Genomic DNA, 15,721 nt, shown 5'->3' with positions numbered 1-15,721 from the left:
TTTTATTTTTTTATCATTCTATTTTGATTGAAATAATGTGTCAGAATCTGAGGTTCAATGGGGTATCCTGACACATCACTTCTTGTAAACTAGTGTAATTGTATTTACAATACATTACACTAAGTCATAGCATATAGACTCTTCTTGTATTTAGAAGGAGTTGTTCCTTTTATTTCCTTAAACTTTCGATTAAAATTAGAGAGGTTTTTAAAACCACTATGTAGAGAAGCTTCAAATACAGTAATATCTGCATCACTGGATAATAGTTTGCAAGCATTTTCAATACGTACTTCTATCAAAAACTGAAGAAATGTTTTATTTGTTCTTTGTTTAAAATAACGACAGAAAGCATTTGGCGTCATGTTAACTAAACTTGCTGCTTCTGCTAAAGAAAAATCCCTATTAAATTCATTCATAACAGATTGAAAAACTTTAGCTATTCTTTTTCCTTCAATATTAGTTTTGGTTTGTTTAGAAACAAATGAAGATAATGTTTGTGTTTCTGCAATATTAAGTATGTTTAAGATTTTAAGGAAAATAGTAAAGCGATTCAATTTACTGGTACTCTCGATAATCTTAAGAAATAATTTTTTTAATTTTTCTTTATGTGATAATACACTAAGTCCATATGATACTTTCTTAAAAAACTCTGATAGTTCTTCAAATTCGCTAAGTTCAAAAAAACTATCTCCAAATGAAGCTTTGGTAAAGAAGATCGAAATTCTATGTGACTCTTCGTTTGAAACTTCGCTTTTAAAGGCATGTGGAGTATTGCTTCCAAAAATAAAAATATCACCTGGATTGTATTGAGCAGTATTATCTCCAACAATTAATTTACCTTCTCCTGCAATTACAATCGACATTTGTATTTCTTTATGCCTATGTAATATATCATAAAAAGTTTTCTCTCTATCCTCTTGAACTATTAGGGTATCGGTCGAGGATTTTGGTATTTCAAAGGGTAATGTTTTCGTTTTCATGTTAAGTCATAAGTTCATTAGAATGGTTTAATCTCAATTAAAATTTAGAACGATAGATACTCATTTATCACATGAATTTTATTCGAAAAAAGAAACTACTAACATAGGTGTTAAAGAAAAACCAAGTTTTTAAAGATCTTTTTCTGAACAAAATGAAATATAACTAATCTTGATATAAGAAATTATGAGGTTTATCGTTTCCCGTCAACAAACACTCTTCAAAGCTATATTAATACTAGAATAACAACTAGTACCTTTATATCAAGATATAATACTATTTTATCAAAAATATTCTTAATTACCATATTTTTGATCAATATCACTGTTGCTTGTTATAAATCTTTTATGTATAAACTATTTATTTTCAGTAATTTGAATGATGATTACATATCAAATTTGTGTTAAGGATATTATTCTGAAAAAGTCATTGTATGTGTACTATTATTTCAATAAAAATGTATTTTTACATCAAAACCGAAATAATTTGATCATGGGTATCCATAGAGAAATTACTCCATTAAAAGAAAGTGACTGTTTTTTGGTCCTTGATAGGGAGCTTAAAAAGTTTAATTTTCCAATTCACTTTCATCCAGAATATGAGATTAATTTTATACATAACGGCACAGGAGCCAAAAGAGTAGTTGGAGATCATATTGGAGAAATAGAGGAATACGAGCTTGTCATGGTTGGTCCTAATGTGTACCACGGATGGGAAAATTATAAAAATGATACTAGTCAAACATTACATGAGATCACTATCCAGTTTCCAAGGTATTTGTTTAACTCTCCTATGCTCAATAAAAACATCTTTAAACCAATAAAAGAATTGTTTAAGCATGCAAATCACGGTATTTTATTTTCTGAAGAGACTGCAAGAAGTGTGGAGAGCAAACTTAAATTGATTAGTAAAAAAAGCGGTTTTGATAACTTTCTGGACTTTCAATCCTTATTATATGATTTAGCAATTTCCAGAAACAAAAAAATGCTAACCAATCTTTCATTCGAAGATCAAAATGATTTTCACAATAGCGAACGTATCGAAAAAGTATACCATTATATAAAGAATAATTACACAGAAAAAATCAAAGTCGAGGATGCAGCAGCGGTTATAAATATGACTGTAATCTCTTTTAGTAGATTAATTAAGCAACGTACCGGAAAAACATTTATTGAATTTGTTAATGATTTACGTTTAGGTTTTGCTACACGAAAATTGATGGAAACGAATGAAAGTATTTCTGAAATTTGTTTTGATTGCGGGTTTAATAATATCTCTAATTTTAATCGAATATTCAAAAAACACAAAAACTGTACACCGTCAGAATTCAGGCAAAATTTTAACGGTACAAGAAGTTTTTTCTAACGCTCTTCATATTAGTTAGAAATAATAGTTTAATCAGACATAAATGTTTAAGCAATAGATAGAGTTTTTATTTTAAAGTATTTTTATGAAGATGTATTGGCGATAGCAATTTGAGCGTTTACTCTAACAAATGGTCCGTTATTCGAATCTACTCCTTTATCTGGATTTACTACAGTAAACTGTTTGACGGCACCTTTCTGAAAAACTAAACACATACTGGACCCTCCATAACTAAATCTGCCTATTTCCTGTCCTTTCTTAACATAATCACCTTCTTTAATATCTATTGTAATCGAAGATATTTCGGTTATTCCGATTGGGATTACACATACTTTTCCTATTGCTTTATTATCACTTTCAATAAAAACCAATCCTCTGGTATTTACATTAGCTTCATATCCCTGTGATTCTGTACCGGCAGATGGATCAAAACCTTCTGATGGTAATTCACTAAACATATATCCAGGTACTACCTCCGTTTTTATAACTTTACCGGATATTGGTGCACGCCATCTATGATAGTCATGGCCGCTCAAAAAAGTTTGCAGGACAGAACCTCCTACAAAATCATCAACAAAATTATTATTAAGCATTTTAACCAATGAATATGGTTGGCTTTTTAAATTGAAATCAGTTTCTCTTCTTACATTTTCGGCAATGCGATATATGGTTCCGTCATTAGCAGAGACAATTACTGTATCGTTATCTCTCCCGTCCAGAGGTCGACAAATCGGTATGATTTGTCGGTGAAAAAAATCGTTATATGATTTAAAGTTCCAATGAATAGGATCTTCTATCATATCAGAGTTGGTGACGAATTGAGTCAGGTTATTGTTAATAACTGATTGAGGAGAAAGCCAACCTTTGGGAGCTGTTGTGACAACATCCAGGGATGCAGGCGAATTAAGGTATCCGCACCAGGCTTTCAGGATAATCCTAAGATGAATGTTAAACTTAGTAACCCTGAAAACATTCCATCCTGCTGGAGTTGCCATCATATAGACAAACAGTCCTGACATGGGAAATGCTGAATGATCGACATTGGGTTCAAATCTGGGAGCTCGTTGGATAATGTAATTCATAGCAATTAGCATATCATTGATCGTTTCGATTCCGTATTTTGTTTGAGGTTCATAGATTTTGTGAATCAAAAAACCTTCAACAATCATTATATTAACCTGTTCTCGTAAGCGATAATTTTGTTCAAGCATTATTTTCATGGCTTCAACTGATGGCTGAAAAGCACCACCGGGATATGAATCTTTTGCTTTTTGTAAAATATCACTTAACCATTTTCCGATATAATCTTCATCTTTGGGTAGATATCCCGAAATTACACCGAAACGATGAGCATAAGCTTTTTTAAAATTGGTTTTTGGAGCAGTGTTGTTGGTTAAATCACTCATTGTCTGTTTGTTTTTTTCTAGAAATTATAGATTTCCTGACTAAGTCAGAAAACCCTGAGAATTGTCATATTAAATTAAGAGCGTAAATATTTCTTTTTTAAGAATCAGAATTTTAGAAACTGATTAATTACTTCTGTAAAATGTTAGGGGTATTGCTTAAAGTATAAAGACTGGCTATCTACTATTTTAAATACCAGTAATCTTTATAATAAAGCTTTAATGTATAAAACGGGGTTAAGGTTAAGGTTAAGGTGATTATTACCTTACAGTATAAAGCTATAGTATAATATCCAGGATTCCTATAAGTAGAAATACCTGATTTATACAATAAAAGTAGTAGGGTTTAGACAGAAATGATTTTTTCTTTTACAGCTTTTATGATTAATCCAGCAGTATTTTTTACACCTAGTTTGCTCATCAGATTTTTACGATGACCCTCAATAGTTCTTATGCTAAGAAAGAGTTGCTCTGCAATTTGTGCAGTAGTAAATTCTTTGGTGATTAACTCTAGTACTTCTCGTTCTCGTTCTGTAAGATGATAATCTTTTCCTAAAGAAGGAGGAGCGCTGCTTTTATGTTTTAATCCTTTTAGTAGAGCCTGAGAAACATAAGGGTTAAAGTAATATCCTTTTTCATAGGTAGATCGGATCGCTTCTTCTAATTCTACAGGATTTGTATCCTTTAGTAAATATCCATTAGCACCTACTTCCATTAAATAAGAAATCATGCGCTCTTCTTTATGCATGGTAAGGATAATAATTTTCAAATCCGGATATAATGATTGTAGTTTTAGAGTAGCGTCTACACCATTCATGTCTTCCATTTCCAGATCTAAAAGAATCACATCTGGAATTACATTATTTAGCTTTGTTAGTAAATCTTTACCACTTACCGCTTCTAATACCAGATCGATATCAGGCATTTTGTCTAATAATGATTTTATGCCTTCGCGAAATAGATTGTGATCATCAATCAAGCCTAATTTTATTGTACTCATGATAGTGTGATTAATTTGTTTTATGAATGATTATCTTATAAAGGGCAGATGATTTTAACTCTCATACCTGATTTTTTTTGCAAAAAATGTATCTCTCCTGACAACACCGATAATCTACTTTCTATGTTTTTAAGACCTAACCCCTTTTTGTGAGACAAGTTTTTTTGATCCAACCCTTTTCCATCATCTTCATATAAGATAATTAATATACCTTCTTCGTTTTTAAGTTTAATATTTATACTAGATGCATTAGCATGTTTTAGTGTATTAGTAATTAATTCCTGTATGATTCTGTATAAATTGAGTTCCTTTGACTTTGCAATAGTGTGTGATGTATGATTAGAGAAAGAAATTTCAATTTTTCCAGAATCTTGTATGTTTTGTACTAAACTCTGTATAGCTTCTATCAATCCAAGTTTTTCAAGAATCACAGGTCTTAGATCTTGCGAAATGCTTCGTACACTATGAATCATATCATCTAGAAAACCTCTGGTTTTTTTAGTGATTTTCCAAAGCTCATCAGGTGGTAATTCTGGTACTATTTGCCCAAAATATAGCTTAGTTGTAGTTAACATAGCTCCTACATCATCGTGTAGCTCTTTGGCAATCCTGTTTCTTTCTTCTTCCTGACTTTGGATAGAGGTTTTTAATAGTTCTTTTTGATAATCAGATTCTAGTTTTTGATGTTTTCTTTGTTGAGCTAATAACCTTCTTTGATAAATAATAAAAAATACAATCACTGATAGTGATAGTAGAAAAATTACAATCATACCAATGATGATAATTTTTAAAGTAATTGCTTCTTCGGATTCACCCATAAAGCGATGGTATAAAACAACGTTAGTACTATATTTACGATGGCATGAAGGCCCCAAACCAAATAACTAGCTTCTGTAGATCCTTTAAATAAATTGTTATTAATAAAGAACAGGATCAAGTTACTGGAAAAATAAATCAAAAACCCTGAATTGATCCAAAACATAGGATTTGTCTCCAGGGCACTATAACGTACTTCTTTGAGTAAAGTATAAAAATAACTAAGTGAAAAAAAGATGACCAAAATACTTAATAACGTTGTAGCATTAGAATTAAAAGTATTCAGGTTTTGTAAAAACAAAATATTAACTATTGCAAATACGCTAAAACCGATACTCAAAAAATTAAAAAACCATTTCGGAAACGTTTTTGATAATACAGTTTTGTAAATATTAACAATCAATAAAAATTCTATAATAGTATAGAAATGATAAAGAGGTAAATTATTCATTTTTTGATACCAAAGAATCCATGATACTATTTCTACGATTATTGTTATACAAATCAAGAACAAGAGTTTCTTTTGTTGATCAATTAAAAATTTATATCTAAAAATTGACAAGATTAAAGGAGCTATCAAAAAAACAGAAGCTACTAAAGTTAGATTTTCAAATAGTTCCTTGTTCATTGATTAGATTTAAAGTATTTATAATTTAATTTTTATTCTCCTGGACAAGTTGGAGGACATGGTCTTAAATACTCTACAAAAACTTCATTTGATTCTGGTAAAATTTCTAAAATACCTTTAAGACCTAATGCTTCAAGTGGTTTTTTATTTGGAATTGTTTCAAACCCAATAGTTGGTGCAAATGAGATCATTTGTTTGTGTTGAAACTTATTCATATCAACTCCAGGATATAGTTTTATTTTATTTAAAATTCCAAGTTTTTGAATATAACTAATCATCTCTTTTCCTATGTAATAATGATGCACTCTTACTCGTGTAATTCCCGCAGCTGCAATAAAAAGATCATCTACCAAATGATTATCGATATTATCCCAGTTTCGGCCAATCATTTCTTTAAACTGTCCTGGAACAACATCTCCTTCGGTTTGTTTTTCTCCATCTTCTGGGATTTCAATTTCAGAAGGTACTAATTTAAAATATTCTTCTTCTTTTGCTCCTTTTTTCAGAATCCCGAAGACAGGGTAAAAAGTATAAGCTTCTAGATTTTCTTTTTTGAGGGCCAGATGAACTTTAAAGGCACTAATTTTATTTGCCATGACTTTATTAAATCTTCCTACATCTTTGCTTTCTAATTCAAATTCTGAAACTCTTCGATATTGTATTCCAAGGGATTTATTAAGCTGTCTTTTGTGAAAATGATTTGCTAATCTCAGGATGTCTTCATCCTTCCATCGTTGTATATCTTTTTTAAAATTATTTATGGCTTCTACATCTTTATTCTGTACGACTGTGTTTTCCATGATTTGTGTGCTTATGGGTTAATAATTGGCTACTAAAATTAATCAAAAAACTTGTGAATACTTGGTTCCAAACAGATTAACAGGTAAATACCATGGGTAAAACACGTATTTACCACATAGCAGTAATAGGGATGTAGAAAAAAGCAACGACGTATTAATGGTATTAACTATAAACCCTGAAGCAGAATAATTATTTTTTTAGGTAAAACCGAAGACTTTTCCAAAGAATATAAATACTTAAACCAATGATAAAAATAGCCCACATCCAATAAGTGCCAACAGTATTTTCGGCAATTACCTGTGTGTCAGAAACCAGAATAGAACCATCTCTTTCAAATTGTTTAGTAAATAGATAGTCTAATTGAAGATATGTACTTAAGACAGATTGTAGCCCTAAAAATAAAATGGTGATTACTTCTAGTTTTCTGCTCTTAAAAAATGTAATTATACATAGAAAGATAGAGAAAGAACTTAATACGACAATACCCCAAAAAGACCTGATCCATAGCAATAGCGAAAGAATCATTATTCCTATTAAAACCCTAAGGGCTATCTTGGAACTTTTATGAGATTTTCCAGAAATTATTAGTAATGCTCCTACAATAGCAGGGCCTAATAATCCTCCTGCTGCGGTAAAAGCTTTTGCTATAGCATAGGGCAGATAACTTCCTGCAATATCAGAATAAGCAACCCCTCCACCATTTTCATATATCTCTAAGCGTTCAAACGTGCCTCCTACAAATAAGGCTGTAAGTCCATGACCCATTTCATGAAACCAGGTACCTAATAACCGAAATGGATATTGAATCCAACCAAAATAAGGAAGATACCATAGTATGAATACTACTATAGCAATAAGTAAAATGGTATAATCAAATTTCTTATAAATCGCTCTTTATTTTATAAATATACTTACATATGTATTAGTAGTAATGATTAAAAAAAGTTACAAAGAGCATAAATGAGAATATTTAGTTCTTTGTCAATGATAATGCTTCCTGTTCAAAAGAAACCTTATCCCATCCGGTTTTCATAAAATTACGGATGTTCTGATGATCATCACCTTTTGGAGTATTTAAGACATCTTTATAATAAGAACCAAAACAAGAAAGCGTTTCTTCTTTAGTAAGGTTATGAAGTTTTGCAAAAGAAAATAACTTACAAGAACCAGAATTTTGCCCGGCTTCATTAGTTGTATTTCCATTAGTGAATGCTGTATTCTCAAAACTATAGTTTGTATTTATTACATCCATGGTTTCTTGAAATGAAACTTCTTCAGGTGAGTTTTTTAGTTTTTCTAAAAAATTAATGATAGTCATTACTGTAATTTAATTATTGTTAAAAAGATTTTGTGAATTTTATAGATTTAAAAGCTTCGAATAGTATCTAAAAGAGAGTGAAAGTATGCTAATTATCCTTTTTTGCCCTCTAAGACAATAACGATCTCACCCTTGGGAGGTTTATTTTCAAAGTGTTGTAAGACTTCTTGTACGGTGCCACGAACGGTTTCTTCATGAAGTTTGCTTAGTTCGCGAGAAACTGAAACCTGACGATCCGCTCCGAAATACTCGATAAAATTTCCTAAGGTTTTGATGAGTTTGTGGGGGGACTCATAAAAAATCAAAGTTCTTGTTTCTTCTGCCAGTAATTTTAACCGGGTCTGCCTTCCTTTTTTTACAGGCAGAAATCCTTCAAAGACAAATTTATCATTGGGCAATCCACTATTAACCAAAGCTGGTACAAAAGCAGTAGCTCCAGGAAGACATTCTACATCAATCTTTTGTGCAACACAGGCACGGGTCAACAAAAAACCAGGATCACTTATAGCAGGTGTTCCGGCATCACTTATTAATGCAATTACTTCTCCGCTTTGTAGTTTTTGTATGACACGATCAACAGTCTTATGTTCATTATGCATATGATGACTTTGCATAGGAGTGGTAATGTCAAAATGCTTTAATAACTTCCCACTTGTTCGTGTATCCTCAGCCAATATCAAATCAGCTTCTTTAAGTACTTTAATAGCTCTGAAAGTCATATCTTCCAGATTACCGATGGGCGTAGGTACGAGATATAATTTAGACATTTAAGGTCTTACTTTTTTTCCGGTTGCATACGAAATCGCTAGAATCAGAATAGCATAGACAGACATTCCTATAGGATGCCCAGCGTATTGATGGGCCATACTGGCTAATACCAGATCAAAAAAGATTCCGGCATATGCCCATTCTTTGATCCATTTTATTTTATTGGTAAGAATAGCAATTACTGCTAATACCTTAGCAACTGCTAAAGGGATTACAATATATTTTGGGTAATTAAAACTTTCAAAAAATCCTTCTACCATTTCGGTATTTCTAAAATACATTTGAGCAGAATATAACATTATTGCGCATAGAGCAGCGGTAGCAATCCAATAAACAATTTTCATAAACATTTTTTTAATTAATATTCGAATTTGCGCAATACAATATCAATAAAACGCTCTTCGTATTCTTCTTTTCCTTCCCAGTTATTATAGTCGGGTTTTACCATATTAATAATAAACTGTTTTGCTCCTCCTTTACTATTAAGAGTATTAAGTTGAGAAAGTACTCTATTATAGTCAGTCGAGCTTCCTTCAAAAAGATGCTTAATAAAAGCCAAGCGATCATTTAATCCGATATTGATACCTTTTTTAAGTTGATCATTAAGAGATTTTGGTTTCTCTTCAAGATTATTAACGGTTTCTGCAGCGGGTATTGACTTTGGAGCTTCTCCGATGTCTTCTTTGTCATTTTTTTCATAGATCGATTCATTTGTTGTAATATTAGCAACAATCGACTCTTCATTAACTGCAGGTACAAAAAGATCCTCGGTAACTTTTGCATTGATTTTTTCAATAACGATTTCAGGTTTGTTCTCTTCTTCTACTTCTTCAACTTTGACGGAAGTCAATTCTTTTTCATCAAGATTAAATATAGTTTCAGGAGTTTCTTCTATTTCAGGTTTTTCACTTAGATGTAATATAGGCTTTATTACCTCTTTAGGTGTTTCCTCTTCTTTTTCTTGTTCAATTTCTACATCCAATGCAGCTGTGACTTGACCTATAGTAGGTTGAGGGCCTGATAAATATGACTCTGCAAAATTAAGAATTGTGAGCTTTTCATATAGTTGTTTGGCCTCGTTTTGCAATTGAGGTAAGGTAGACTTATCTTTAAGTTGTAATATTCTATGTGCAATACTTATGAGCTCCGCTTCCAATTTCTTCTTCATAACTTTCTAATTCGTTTGTATACTGCTTATTGATTTTTAATAAATTTACCCCATCTTTTAAAAAAGTAAAGGATATCATTTAATTGATGCTGAAAAATACAAAATGTTTCTCGAAAATACAGTAAATCATAAGGAGCAATTTGGGTGGATAGAAGTAATCTGTGGTTCTATGTTTTCGGGTAAAACCGAAGAATTGATCCGAAGATTAAAACGCGCGCAATTTGCTAAACAAAAAGTTGAAATATTCAAACCTGCAATAGATGTTCGTTATGATGATGAAATGGTAGTTTCTCATGATGCCAATGAGATTCGTTCTACACCAGTTCCTGCAGCTGCAAATATTAGAATTTTGGCAGATACCTGTGATGTTATTGGAATAGACGAAGCACAATTTTTTGATGATGAAATTGTATCTGTTTGCAATGACTTGGCAAACAAAGGGATTCGGGTTATTGTTGCGGGATTAGATATGGATTTTAAAGGAAACCCGTTTGGCCCTATGCCAGCATTAATGGCAACAGCAGAGTATGTAACTAAGGTACATGCAGTTTGTACTAGAACCGGTAACCTTGCTCAGTTTAGCTATCGTAAATCGAGAAAAGATGACTTAGTTTTGCTTGGAGAAACAGACGAATATGAACCTTTAAGTAGAGCAGCATATTATAAAGCGATGCTTAAAGAAAAGGTAAAAGACATAGAAGTTCAGGAGCCTAAAGAAGTATCAAAAAATTCTGAAAATACTGATGAGTGATACAAAGGAAACCGTTTTAGAAATTAACCTGGCTCATCTTACCCATAATTTTAAATATTTAAAAAGTAAAGTAGCTCTAGGTGTAAAGATGTTAACTGTTGTAAAAGCATTTGGGTATGGAAGTGATGTGACGGCAATAGCAAAGCATTTGCAAGAAATAGGAAACGATTATTTTGCCGTTGCTTATGTTTCTGAAGGTATTATGCTTCGAGAAGCAGGAATTACCAAACCAATTCTAGTATTACATCCACAGCCAGTAAACTTTACTAAATTAATAGAACATCAACTAGAACCAAGTTTATACAGTCCTCGTATTTTAAGAGAGTTTGTTTCTGTTGCTTCAAAATTAAGTAAAACAGAATACCCTGTTCATATTAAGTTTAATACTGGCCTGAATCGATTAGGTTTTTGGGAAAACGATGTAGAACATATTATAGAAAGATTAAAAGAAACAAATTCAATTAAGATTGTTTCGATGTTTTCACACTTGGCCGCAAGTGAAGATCATTCTGAAAGAGAATTTACATTAGGGCAGATCAATTCTTTTAAGAAAACTGCTTCAGAAATGATTGATAAGTTAGGTTACACTCCAATATTGCATCAATCTAATACTTCTGGAATCCTTAATTATCCTGAAGCTCATTTCAATATGGTAAGAGCAGGAATAGGTCTTTATGGATATGGTAATGAAGCTCAATATGACGCCCAGTTGAAACCGGTAGCATCTTTAAAATCCATTATTTCTCAAATCCATATGCTGGAACCAGGAGAAACATTAGGATATAATAGAGCATATACTGCTCCAGGATATGCAAAAACTGCTACAATCCCTATTGGACATGCAGATGGAATAGGCAGACAATACGGTAATAAAAAAGGATTCGTAATGATCCAAAATAAACGAGCATATATTATAGGTAATGTATGTATGGATATGATAATGGTAGATATTACTGATATTGACTGTAAAGAAGGAGATGAGGTAATTATTTTTGATGCGCAATCAAATGCCGCTACAGTTGCTGAAAGTGCAGGGACTATTTCTTATGAATTGTTAACGGCAATTTCTCCAAGGGTAAAAAGGATAATAGTCGACAATAATTGATGTTTGTCGAAAAAAACCGAATAATAGTTATCAAAGTTTTTAATGAAATGCCAAGTTTTTGTTAAATTAGACAAATACTAATCATCTAAAATTTAACATAGTATGGGATTTTTTAAAGATTTTAAATCTTTCTTATTAAAAGGAGATATCGTCGCCTTGGCCACCGCAGTAGTAATTGGCGGTGCTTTTAATAAAATAGTAGGTTCTGCGGTTGCAGATATAATTATGCCAGTTGTGGGTGTTATAACCGGTGGTACAGATTTTACACAAAAATTCATTGCGCTTGATGGAGGCGAATATGCAAACCTTGCAGCAGCAAAAGAAGCGGGCGCAGCTGTTATGACCTACGGTAATTTAATTCAGGCTATAATCAATTTTATCATTGTGGGTCTTTTTATTTTTATTGTGCTTAAAGCGTATGAAAAAAGTAAAAAGAAAGAAGAGGCTGCACCAGCTGCACCAGCAGGTCCAACACAGGAAGAGTTATTAGCAGAAATCAGAGATTTACTGAAGAAGCAATAATTTTATAAAAAAGAATTTATCTATAGCGACCGCTATACTACATATTCTAACTAAACCGCTCTTAATGAGCGGTTCTTTTTACTGTGAGTTATATATTTAACAAGTTGTTTAAATTTATGTAATTTGTAAATTTTTGATGTGAGTCTAATAAATAATCCAGACATTTGCTGGAATTTAAAAAGTTTAGGATTTTTGCATAAGCAAAAGAATAAAATAATAAAGCTATGAAAGTTGCTGTAGTAGGTGCTACTGGGTTAGTAGGAACCGTAATGTTAAAAGTATTAGAAGAGCGTAATTTTCCGATAACGGAATTAATTCCTGTTGCTTCAGAAAGATCAATTGGTAAAAAGATATCTTATAAAGATAAAGAGTTTACGGTTGTAGGGCTTTCTACCGCAGTAGAAATGAAACCTGACGTTGCTTTATTTTCTGCCGGCGGAAGTACATCATTAGAATGGGCGCCTATATTTGCTGAAGCAGGAGTAACAGTAATCGATAATTCTTCTGCCTGGAGAATGGATCCAACCAAAAAATTAGTGGTACCAGAAATTAATGCAAAGGACCTTACCAAAGATGATAAGATTATTGCAAACCCTAATTGTTCAACAATACAACTAGTTATGGCATTAGGGCCACTACATGATAAATATAAGATTAAACGCGCTATTATTTCTACCTATCAATCTATTACTGGTACAGGTGTTAAAGCAGTACAGCAGTTAGAAAATGAATATGCTGGTGAGAAAGGAGAAATGGCTTATCCTTATCCTATTCACCGCAATGCAATTCCTCATTGTGATGTATTCCAGGAAAATGGGTATACCAAAGAAGAAATGAAGTTGGTAAACGAAACTCAGAAAATCCTTGACGATCGTACGATAGCTGTTACAGCTACGGCAATTCGTATTCCTGTAGTTGGAGGGCATAGCGAAAGTGTAAACCTTGAATTTGAAAATGACTTTAGAGAGAATGAGATTCGACAAGTCCTTAATGAGACTCCAGGAGTGACCGTACAGGATAATCCTGATACAAATACATATCCAATGCCAATTTATGCAGAAGGTAAAAATGATGTATTTGTGGGAAGGATACGAAGAGATCATTCTAGAGAGAATGCGTTAAATATGTGGGTTGTAGCTGATAATCTAAGAAAAGGAGCAGCTACAAATGCAGTACAAATAGGTGAATACCTGATTGAAAACAATTTAATAGGCTAAATAACCACCATTATATTAAGAAGCCCTTACTTTTATTATAAAAGTAAGGGCTTCGTTTTTTTGTAGAATTAACTTTCCTAGTCAGGCTTAAGCCTTGAAAACCTTATTTCTTTAGAAATTTCATCAATCGGTTTTCTCCGTTTTTGGTAATTAATTTAATAATATACATTCCTGGATTTAACCCTTCTGTTGATAATGTTATATCTTCCGTTTTACCGGATGGAATGTTTTTAATAATTTCTTTGCCTTGCATATCAAAAACCTGAATATTAGTGATTTGCTCTTTTTTATTAGGTTTTATGGTAAGAAGATTATTTACCGGGTTCGGAAATAATAGAGAACCTGATTCAATTTCTGATGATTTGATATCATCGGTCTTGAAACCACTTGCTCGGCCACAACGATCTTCTTTGTATTCTACCCTTTCTACTGGAAGATCTATTATTCTATAATCGTCTACAAAAATCTGTTGGGCACTTTTGGTAATACAAGGCTCGTGCTTTATTTCTTTGAGATCAATTTCTTTTTCACAAGAAGTACCAGTTTTTCCGGTATCGGTAGTCTCTACAAGATATATTTCTTGAAGACCAGCCCCAAATGATGTAGTATATCCTGTAAACGCAAATCCTTTATCATAATCATCTGTTACTAGTTCTAAACCTCCTTCATTTCCGTCTCTTCCATAATCTCGTGCCCATTGCAGATTACCACCACCATCTGTTTGAAATAGCATTGCTTTTCTGGAAGCTATCGTTTGCTGACCAACTATTGTATAGGATTGATTACCAAATGAATTAAATGTTTCTTCGAGTGTATAACCTAATTCTCTTCTTTCTGTTCCGTAAGTTTTGAGACCTAAAAAGTTACCGGTTCCGCTCAAGTATAGCAAAAAGGCATCATAAGAATTGTTAATACCAAAACTATTGGTAATCCCGGTAAAAACATAATTGCCTTGTCGATTTTGCTTTACACACGTTGCAATATTTCTATACCTTATAGAAGGATCTAATTCTTTAGGATATCCAATAATGCGATTCCATTCCATATTTAAATTGGGTTTTAATTTAATAGCAAAAAGATCGATGGGCGGGTTTGCAAGAGTAGAACTAGCACCACACCAATAATTTGTGGTCGATCCTGATATAATATACCCTCCATCTTCTGTTTGTTCTATCCAGAAACCTCGTTGATCTCCTCTGCCACCTATTACAGTCGCTCTAACAAGATTACCCATATGATCTGTTTGAGCAACATACACATTTGTTCCAGGAAAAGCGTTGGGATAACTTCTGGTTTCACCTACCATAATATAACCAGGTCTGCCATTCTCGTCTTTGATATTCTGTACACAATAGGCAACATCGTATAGATCCCCACCATAAACACCTGAAAAAACGGGAGCACCATTAGTATCTACTCCTACAAGAAATGCGTCTCCAGCACCAAAACCGTAGCTTCGGGTAGCACCTGCCGCAACATATGAAGCAGAGGCACTAGTACTTAAAAAGGTGGATTGTCTTACCGAATGAAAATAATCAGCATCCTGACCACCATAAACACGAGACCAAATTTGATTGCCATCTAAATCTGTTTTTACCAGAGTTGCGTCCAGACCTCCTATAAAGTTATTAGAAGTATATCCAGCAATAAGATATCCTTTTTCAGGCCCTCTAAGTTGTGTTAGAGAAGTTCCAACTTCTGTTTTTTCGGTTCCATAAGTACGTTGAAACTGTGAGTAACCAAAGCTTACTAAAAAGCAACATACTATACTACATAGAATTGTTTTCATGATATAATTAAATTAGTTAATAAATAAGTTTTCTGTAATTTAAATTGGTGTTCTACTAAGTAAGGAAATGACAGTATGAATAACAAGGGTTA

Annotated in this window: 17 protein-coding genes; 5 read left to right on the top strand and 12 right to left on the bottom strand. The window is 32.6% G+C overall.

The features are described 5' to 3' along the window. Window positions 1-119 precede the first annotated feature (119 nt). Window positions 120-980, bottom strand: coding sequence for an AraC family transcriptional regulator (locus U0D62_RS06190; protein WP_322194571.1), 861 nt, complete (start codon window positions 978-980; stop codon window positions 120-122). Between the two features lie 490 nt (window positions 981-1,470). Here U0D62_RS06190 and U0D62_RS06185 point away from each other — a divergent pair, with 490 nt between their 5' ends. Continuing rightward, window positions 1,471-2,343 carry an AraC family transcriptional regulator gene (locus tag U0D62_RS06185; protein WP_322194569.1) on the top strand — a complete coding sequence of 291 codons (873 nt, stop codon included), beginning with the start codon at window positions 1,471-1,473 and terminating at the stop codon, window positions 2,341-2,343. 83 nt (window positions 2,344-2,426) lie between these two features. Here U0D62_RS06185 and U0D62_RS06180 read toward each other — a convergent pair whose 3' ends face one another. The 10 genes from U0D62_RS06180 to U0D62_RS06135 form a co-directional block, all read right to left on the bottom strand. Then, a complete protein-coding gene (locus U0D62_RS06180) occupies window positions 2,427-3,749 on the bottom strand; it encodes a phophatidylserine decarboxylase associated domain-containing protein (protein ID WP_322194567.1) in 1,323 nt (440 codons plus the stop codon). Between the two features lie 343 nt (window positions 3,750-4,092). Beyond that, window positions 4,093-4,746, bottom strand: a complete 654-nt coding sequence (locus U0D62_RS06175; RefSeq protein WP_322194566.1) for a response regulator transcription factor — start codon at window positions 4,744-4,746, stop codon at window positions 4,093-4,095. A gap of 35 nt (window positions 4,747-4,781) precedes the next feature. Further along, window positions 4,782-5,564: a sensor histidine kinase gene (locus U0D62_RS06170; RefSeq protein ID WP_322194564.1), complete on the bottom strand. Its 783-nt coding sequence runs from the start codon at window positions 5,562-5,564 to the stop codon at window positions 4,782-4,784. Further along, the gene (locus U0D62_RS06165; RefSeq protein WP_322194562.1) at window positions 5,534-6,190 is read right to left on the bottom strand and encodes a hypothetical protein; all 657 of its coding nucleotides are present in this window, start codon (window positions 6,188-6,190) and stop codon (window positions 5,534-5,536) included. Before U0D62_RS06165 ends, U0D62_RS06170 begins: the two co-directional genes overlap by 31 nt. A gap of 32 nt (window positions 6,191-6,222) precedes the next feature. Further along, window positions 6,223-6,990 (bottom strand): hypothetical protein, encoded by a 768-nt coding sequence (locus U0D62_RS06160; RefSeq protein WP_322194560.1) that lies wholly within the window; start codon window positions 6,988-6,990, stop codon window positions 6,223-6,225. Between the two features lie 190 nt (window positions 6,991-7,180). Further along, window positions 7,181-7,840: a M50 family metallopeptidase gene (locus U0D62_RS06155; RefSeq protein ID WP_322194874.1), complete on the bottom strand. Its 660-nt coding sequence runs from the start codon at window positions 7,838-7,840 to the stop codon at window positions 7,181-7,183. 121 nt (window positions 7,841-7,961) lie between these two features. Then, the gene (locus U0D62_RS06150; RefSeq protein WP_322194558.1) at window positions 7,962-8,309 is read right to left on the bottom strand and encodes a HopJ type III effector protein; all 348 of its coding nucleotides are present in this window, start codon (window positions 8,307-8,309) and stop codon (window positions 7,962-7,964) included. A 92-nt stretch (window positions 8,310-8,401) separates the two neighbouring features. Continuing rightward, on the bottom strand, window positions 8,402-9,076 hold the full coding sequence (gene rsmI, locus U0D62_RS06145; protein WP_322194556.1) for a 16S rRNA (cytidine(1402)-2'-O)-methyltransferase: 675 nt from the start codon (window positions 9,074-9,076) through the stop codon (window positions 8,402-8,404). Next, the gene (locus tag U0D62_RS06140) at window positions 9,077-9,421 is read right to left on the bottom strand and encodes a DoxX family protein (protein ID WP_322194554.1); all 345 of its coding nucleotides are present in this window, start codon (window positions 9,419-9,421) and stop codon (window positions 9,077-9,079) included. A gap of 14 nt (window positions 9,422-9,435) precedes the next feature. Beyond that, the gene (locus U0D62_RS06135; RefSeq protein ID WP_322194552.1) at window positions 9,436-10,245 is read right to left on the bottom strand and encodes a hypothetical protein; all 810 of its coding nucleotides are present in this window, start codon (window positions 10,243-10,245) and stop codon (window positions 9,436-9,438) included. A 103-nt stretch (window positions 10,246-10,348) separates the two neighbouring features. On the opposite strand from U0D62_RS06135, the gene U0D62_RS06130 reads away from it, so the two are divergent. The 4 genes from U0D62_RS06130 (at window position 10,349) to U0D62_RS06115 (ending at window position 13,840) form a co-directional block, all read left to right on the top strand. Further along, window positions 10,349-10,996, top strand: a complete 648-nt coding sequence (locus U0D62_RS06130; RefSeq protein WP_322194549.1) for a thymidine kinase — start codon at window positions 10,349-10,351, stop codon at window positions 10,994-10,996. Next, window positions 10,989-12,101, top strand: coding sequence for an alanine racemase (gene alr / locus U0D62_RS06125; protein ID WP_322194547.1), 1,113 nt, complete (start codon window positions 10,989-10,991; stop codon window positions 12,099-12,101). Before U0D62_RS06130 ends, alr begins: the two co-directional genes overlap by 8 nt. Window positions 12,102-12,203: 102 nt before the next feature. Continuing rightward, entirely contained in the window at window positions 12,204-12,623 is a 420-nt protein-coding gene (mscL, locus tag U0D62_RS06120) for a large conductance mechanosensitive channel protein MscL (RefSeq protein ID WP_322194545.1), read from the top strand. A 224-nt stretch (window positions 12,624-12,847) separates the two neighbouring features. Further along, window positions 12,848-13,840: an aspartate-semialdehyde dehydrogenase gene (locus tag U0D62_RS06115; RefSeq protein WP_322194543.1), complete on the top strand. Its 993-nt coding sequence runs from the start codon at window positions 12,848-12,850 to the stop codon at window positions 13,838-13,840. Between the two features lie 103 nt (window positions 13,841-13,943). Here U0D62_RS06115 and U0D62_RS06110 read toward each other — a convergent pair whose 3' ends face one another. Next, the gene (locus tag U0D62_RS06110) at window positions 13,944-15,629 is read right to left on the bottom strand and encodes a T9SS type A sorting domain-containing protein (RefSeq protein WP_322194541.1); all 1,686 of its coding nucleotides are present in this window, start codon (window positions 15,627-15,629) and stop codon (window positions 13,944-13,946) included. Window positions 15,630-15,721: the final 92 nt, after the last annotated feature.

Source organism: Aquimarina callyspongiae, from assembly GCF_034322225.1.
GTDB lineage: Bacteria > Bacteroidota > Bacteroidia > Flavobacteriales > Flavobacteriaceae > Aquimarina.
This window is presented reverse-complemented; position numbering and strand designations above follow the sequence as displayed.

Excerpts from the sequence above, each read along its gene's own strand:
- U0D62_RS06190 (WP_322194571.1), bottom strand. The coding sequence starts at position 980 with ATGAAAACGAAAACATTACCCTTTGAAATACCAAAATCCTCGACCGAT.
- U0D62_RS06185 (WP_322194569.1), top strand. The coding sequence starts at position 1,471 with ATGGGTATCCATAGAGAAATTACTCCATTAAAAGAAAGTGACTGTTTT.
- U0D62_RS06180 (WP_322194567.1), bottom strand. The coding sequence starts at position 3,749 with ATGAGTGATTTAACCAACAACACTGCTCCAAAAACCAATTTTAAAAAA.
- U0D62_RS06175 (WP_322194566.1), bottom strand. The coding sequence starts at position 4,746 with ATGAGTACAATAAAATTAGGCTTGATTGATGATCACAATCTATTTCGC.
- U0D62_RS06170 (WP_322194564.1), bottom strand. The coding sequence starts at position 5,564 with ATGGGTGAATCCGAAGAAGCAATTACTTTAAAAATTATCATCATTGGT.
- U0D62_RS06165 (WP_322194562.1), bottom strand. The coding sequence starts at position 6,190 with ATGAACAAGGAACTATTTGAAAATCTAACTTTAGTAGCTTCTGTTTTT.
- U0D62_RS06160 (WP_322194560.1), bottom strand. The coding sequence starts at position 6,990 with ATGGAAAACACAGTCGTACAGAATAAAGATGTAGAAGCCATAAATAAT.
- U0D62_RS06150 (WP_322194558.1), bottom strand. The coding sequence starts at position 8,309 with ATGACTATCATTAATTTTTTAGAAAAACTAAAAAACTCACCTGAAGAA.
- rsmI (WP_322194556.1), bottom strand. The coding sequence starts at position 9,076 with ATGTCTAAATTATATCTCGTACCTACGCCCATCGGTAATCTGGAAGAT.
- U0D62_RS06140 (WP_322194554.1), bottom strand. The coding sequence starts at position 9,421 with ATGAAAATTGTTTATTGGATTGCTACCGCTGCTCTATGCGCAATAATG.
- U0D62_RS06135 (WP_322194552.1), bottom strand. The coding sequence starts at position 10,245 with ATGAAGAAGAAATTGGAAGCGGAGCTCATAAGTATTGCACATAGAATA.
- U0D62_RS06130 (WP_322194549.1), top strand. The coding sequence starts at position 10,349 with ATGTTTCTCGAAAATACAGTAAATCATAAGGAGCAATTTGGGTGGATA.
- alr (WP_322194547.1), top strand. The coding sequence starts at position 10,989 with ATGAGTGATACAAAGGAAACCGTTTTAGAAATTAACCTGGCTCATCTT.
- mscL (WP_322194545.1), top strand. The coding sequence starts at position 12,204 with ATGGGATTTTTTAAAGATTTTAAATCTTTCTTATTAAAAGGAGATATC.
- U0D62_RS06115 (WP_322194543.1), top strand. The coding sequence starts at position 12,848 with ATGAAAGTTGCTGTAGTAGGTGCTACTGGGTTAGTAGGAACCGTAATG.
- U0D62_RS06110 (WP_322194541.1), bottom strand. The coding sequence starts at position 15,629 with ATGAAAACAATTCTATGTAGTATAGTATGTTGCTTTTTAGTAAGCTTT.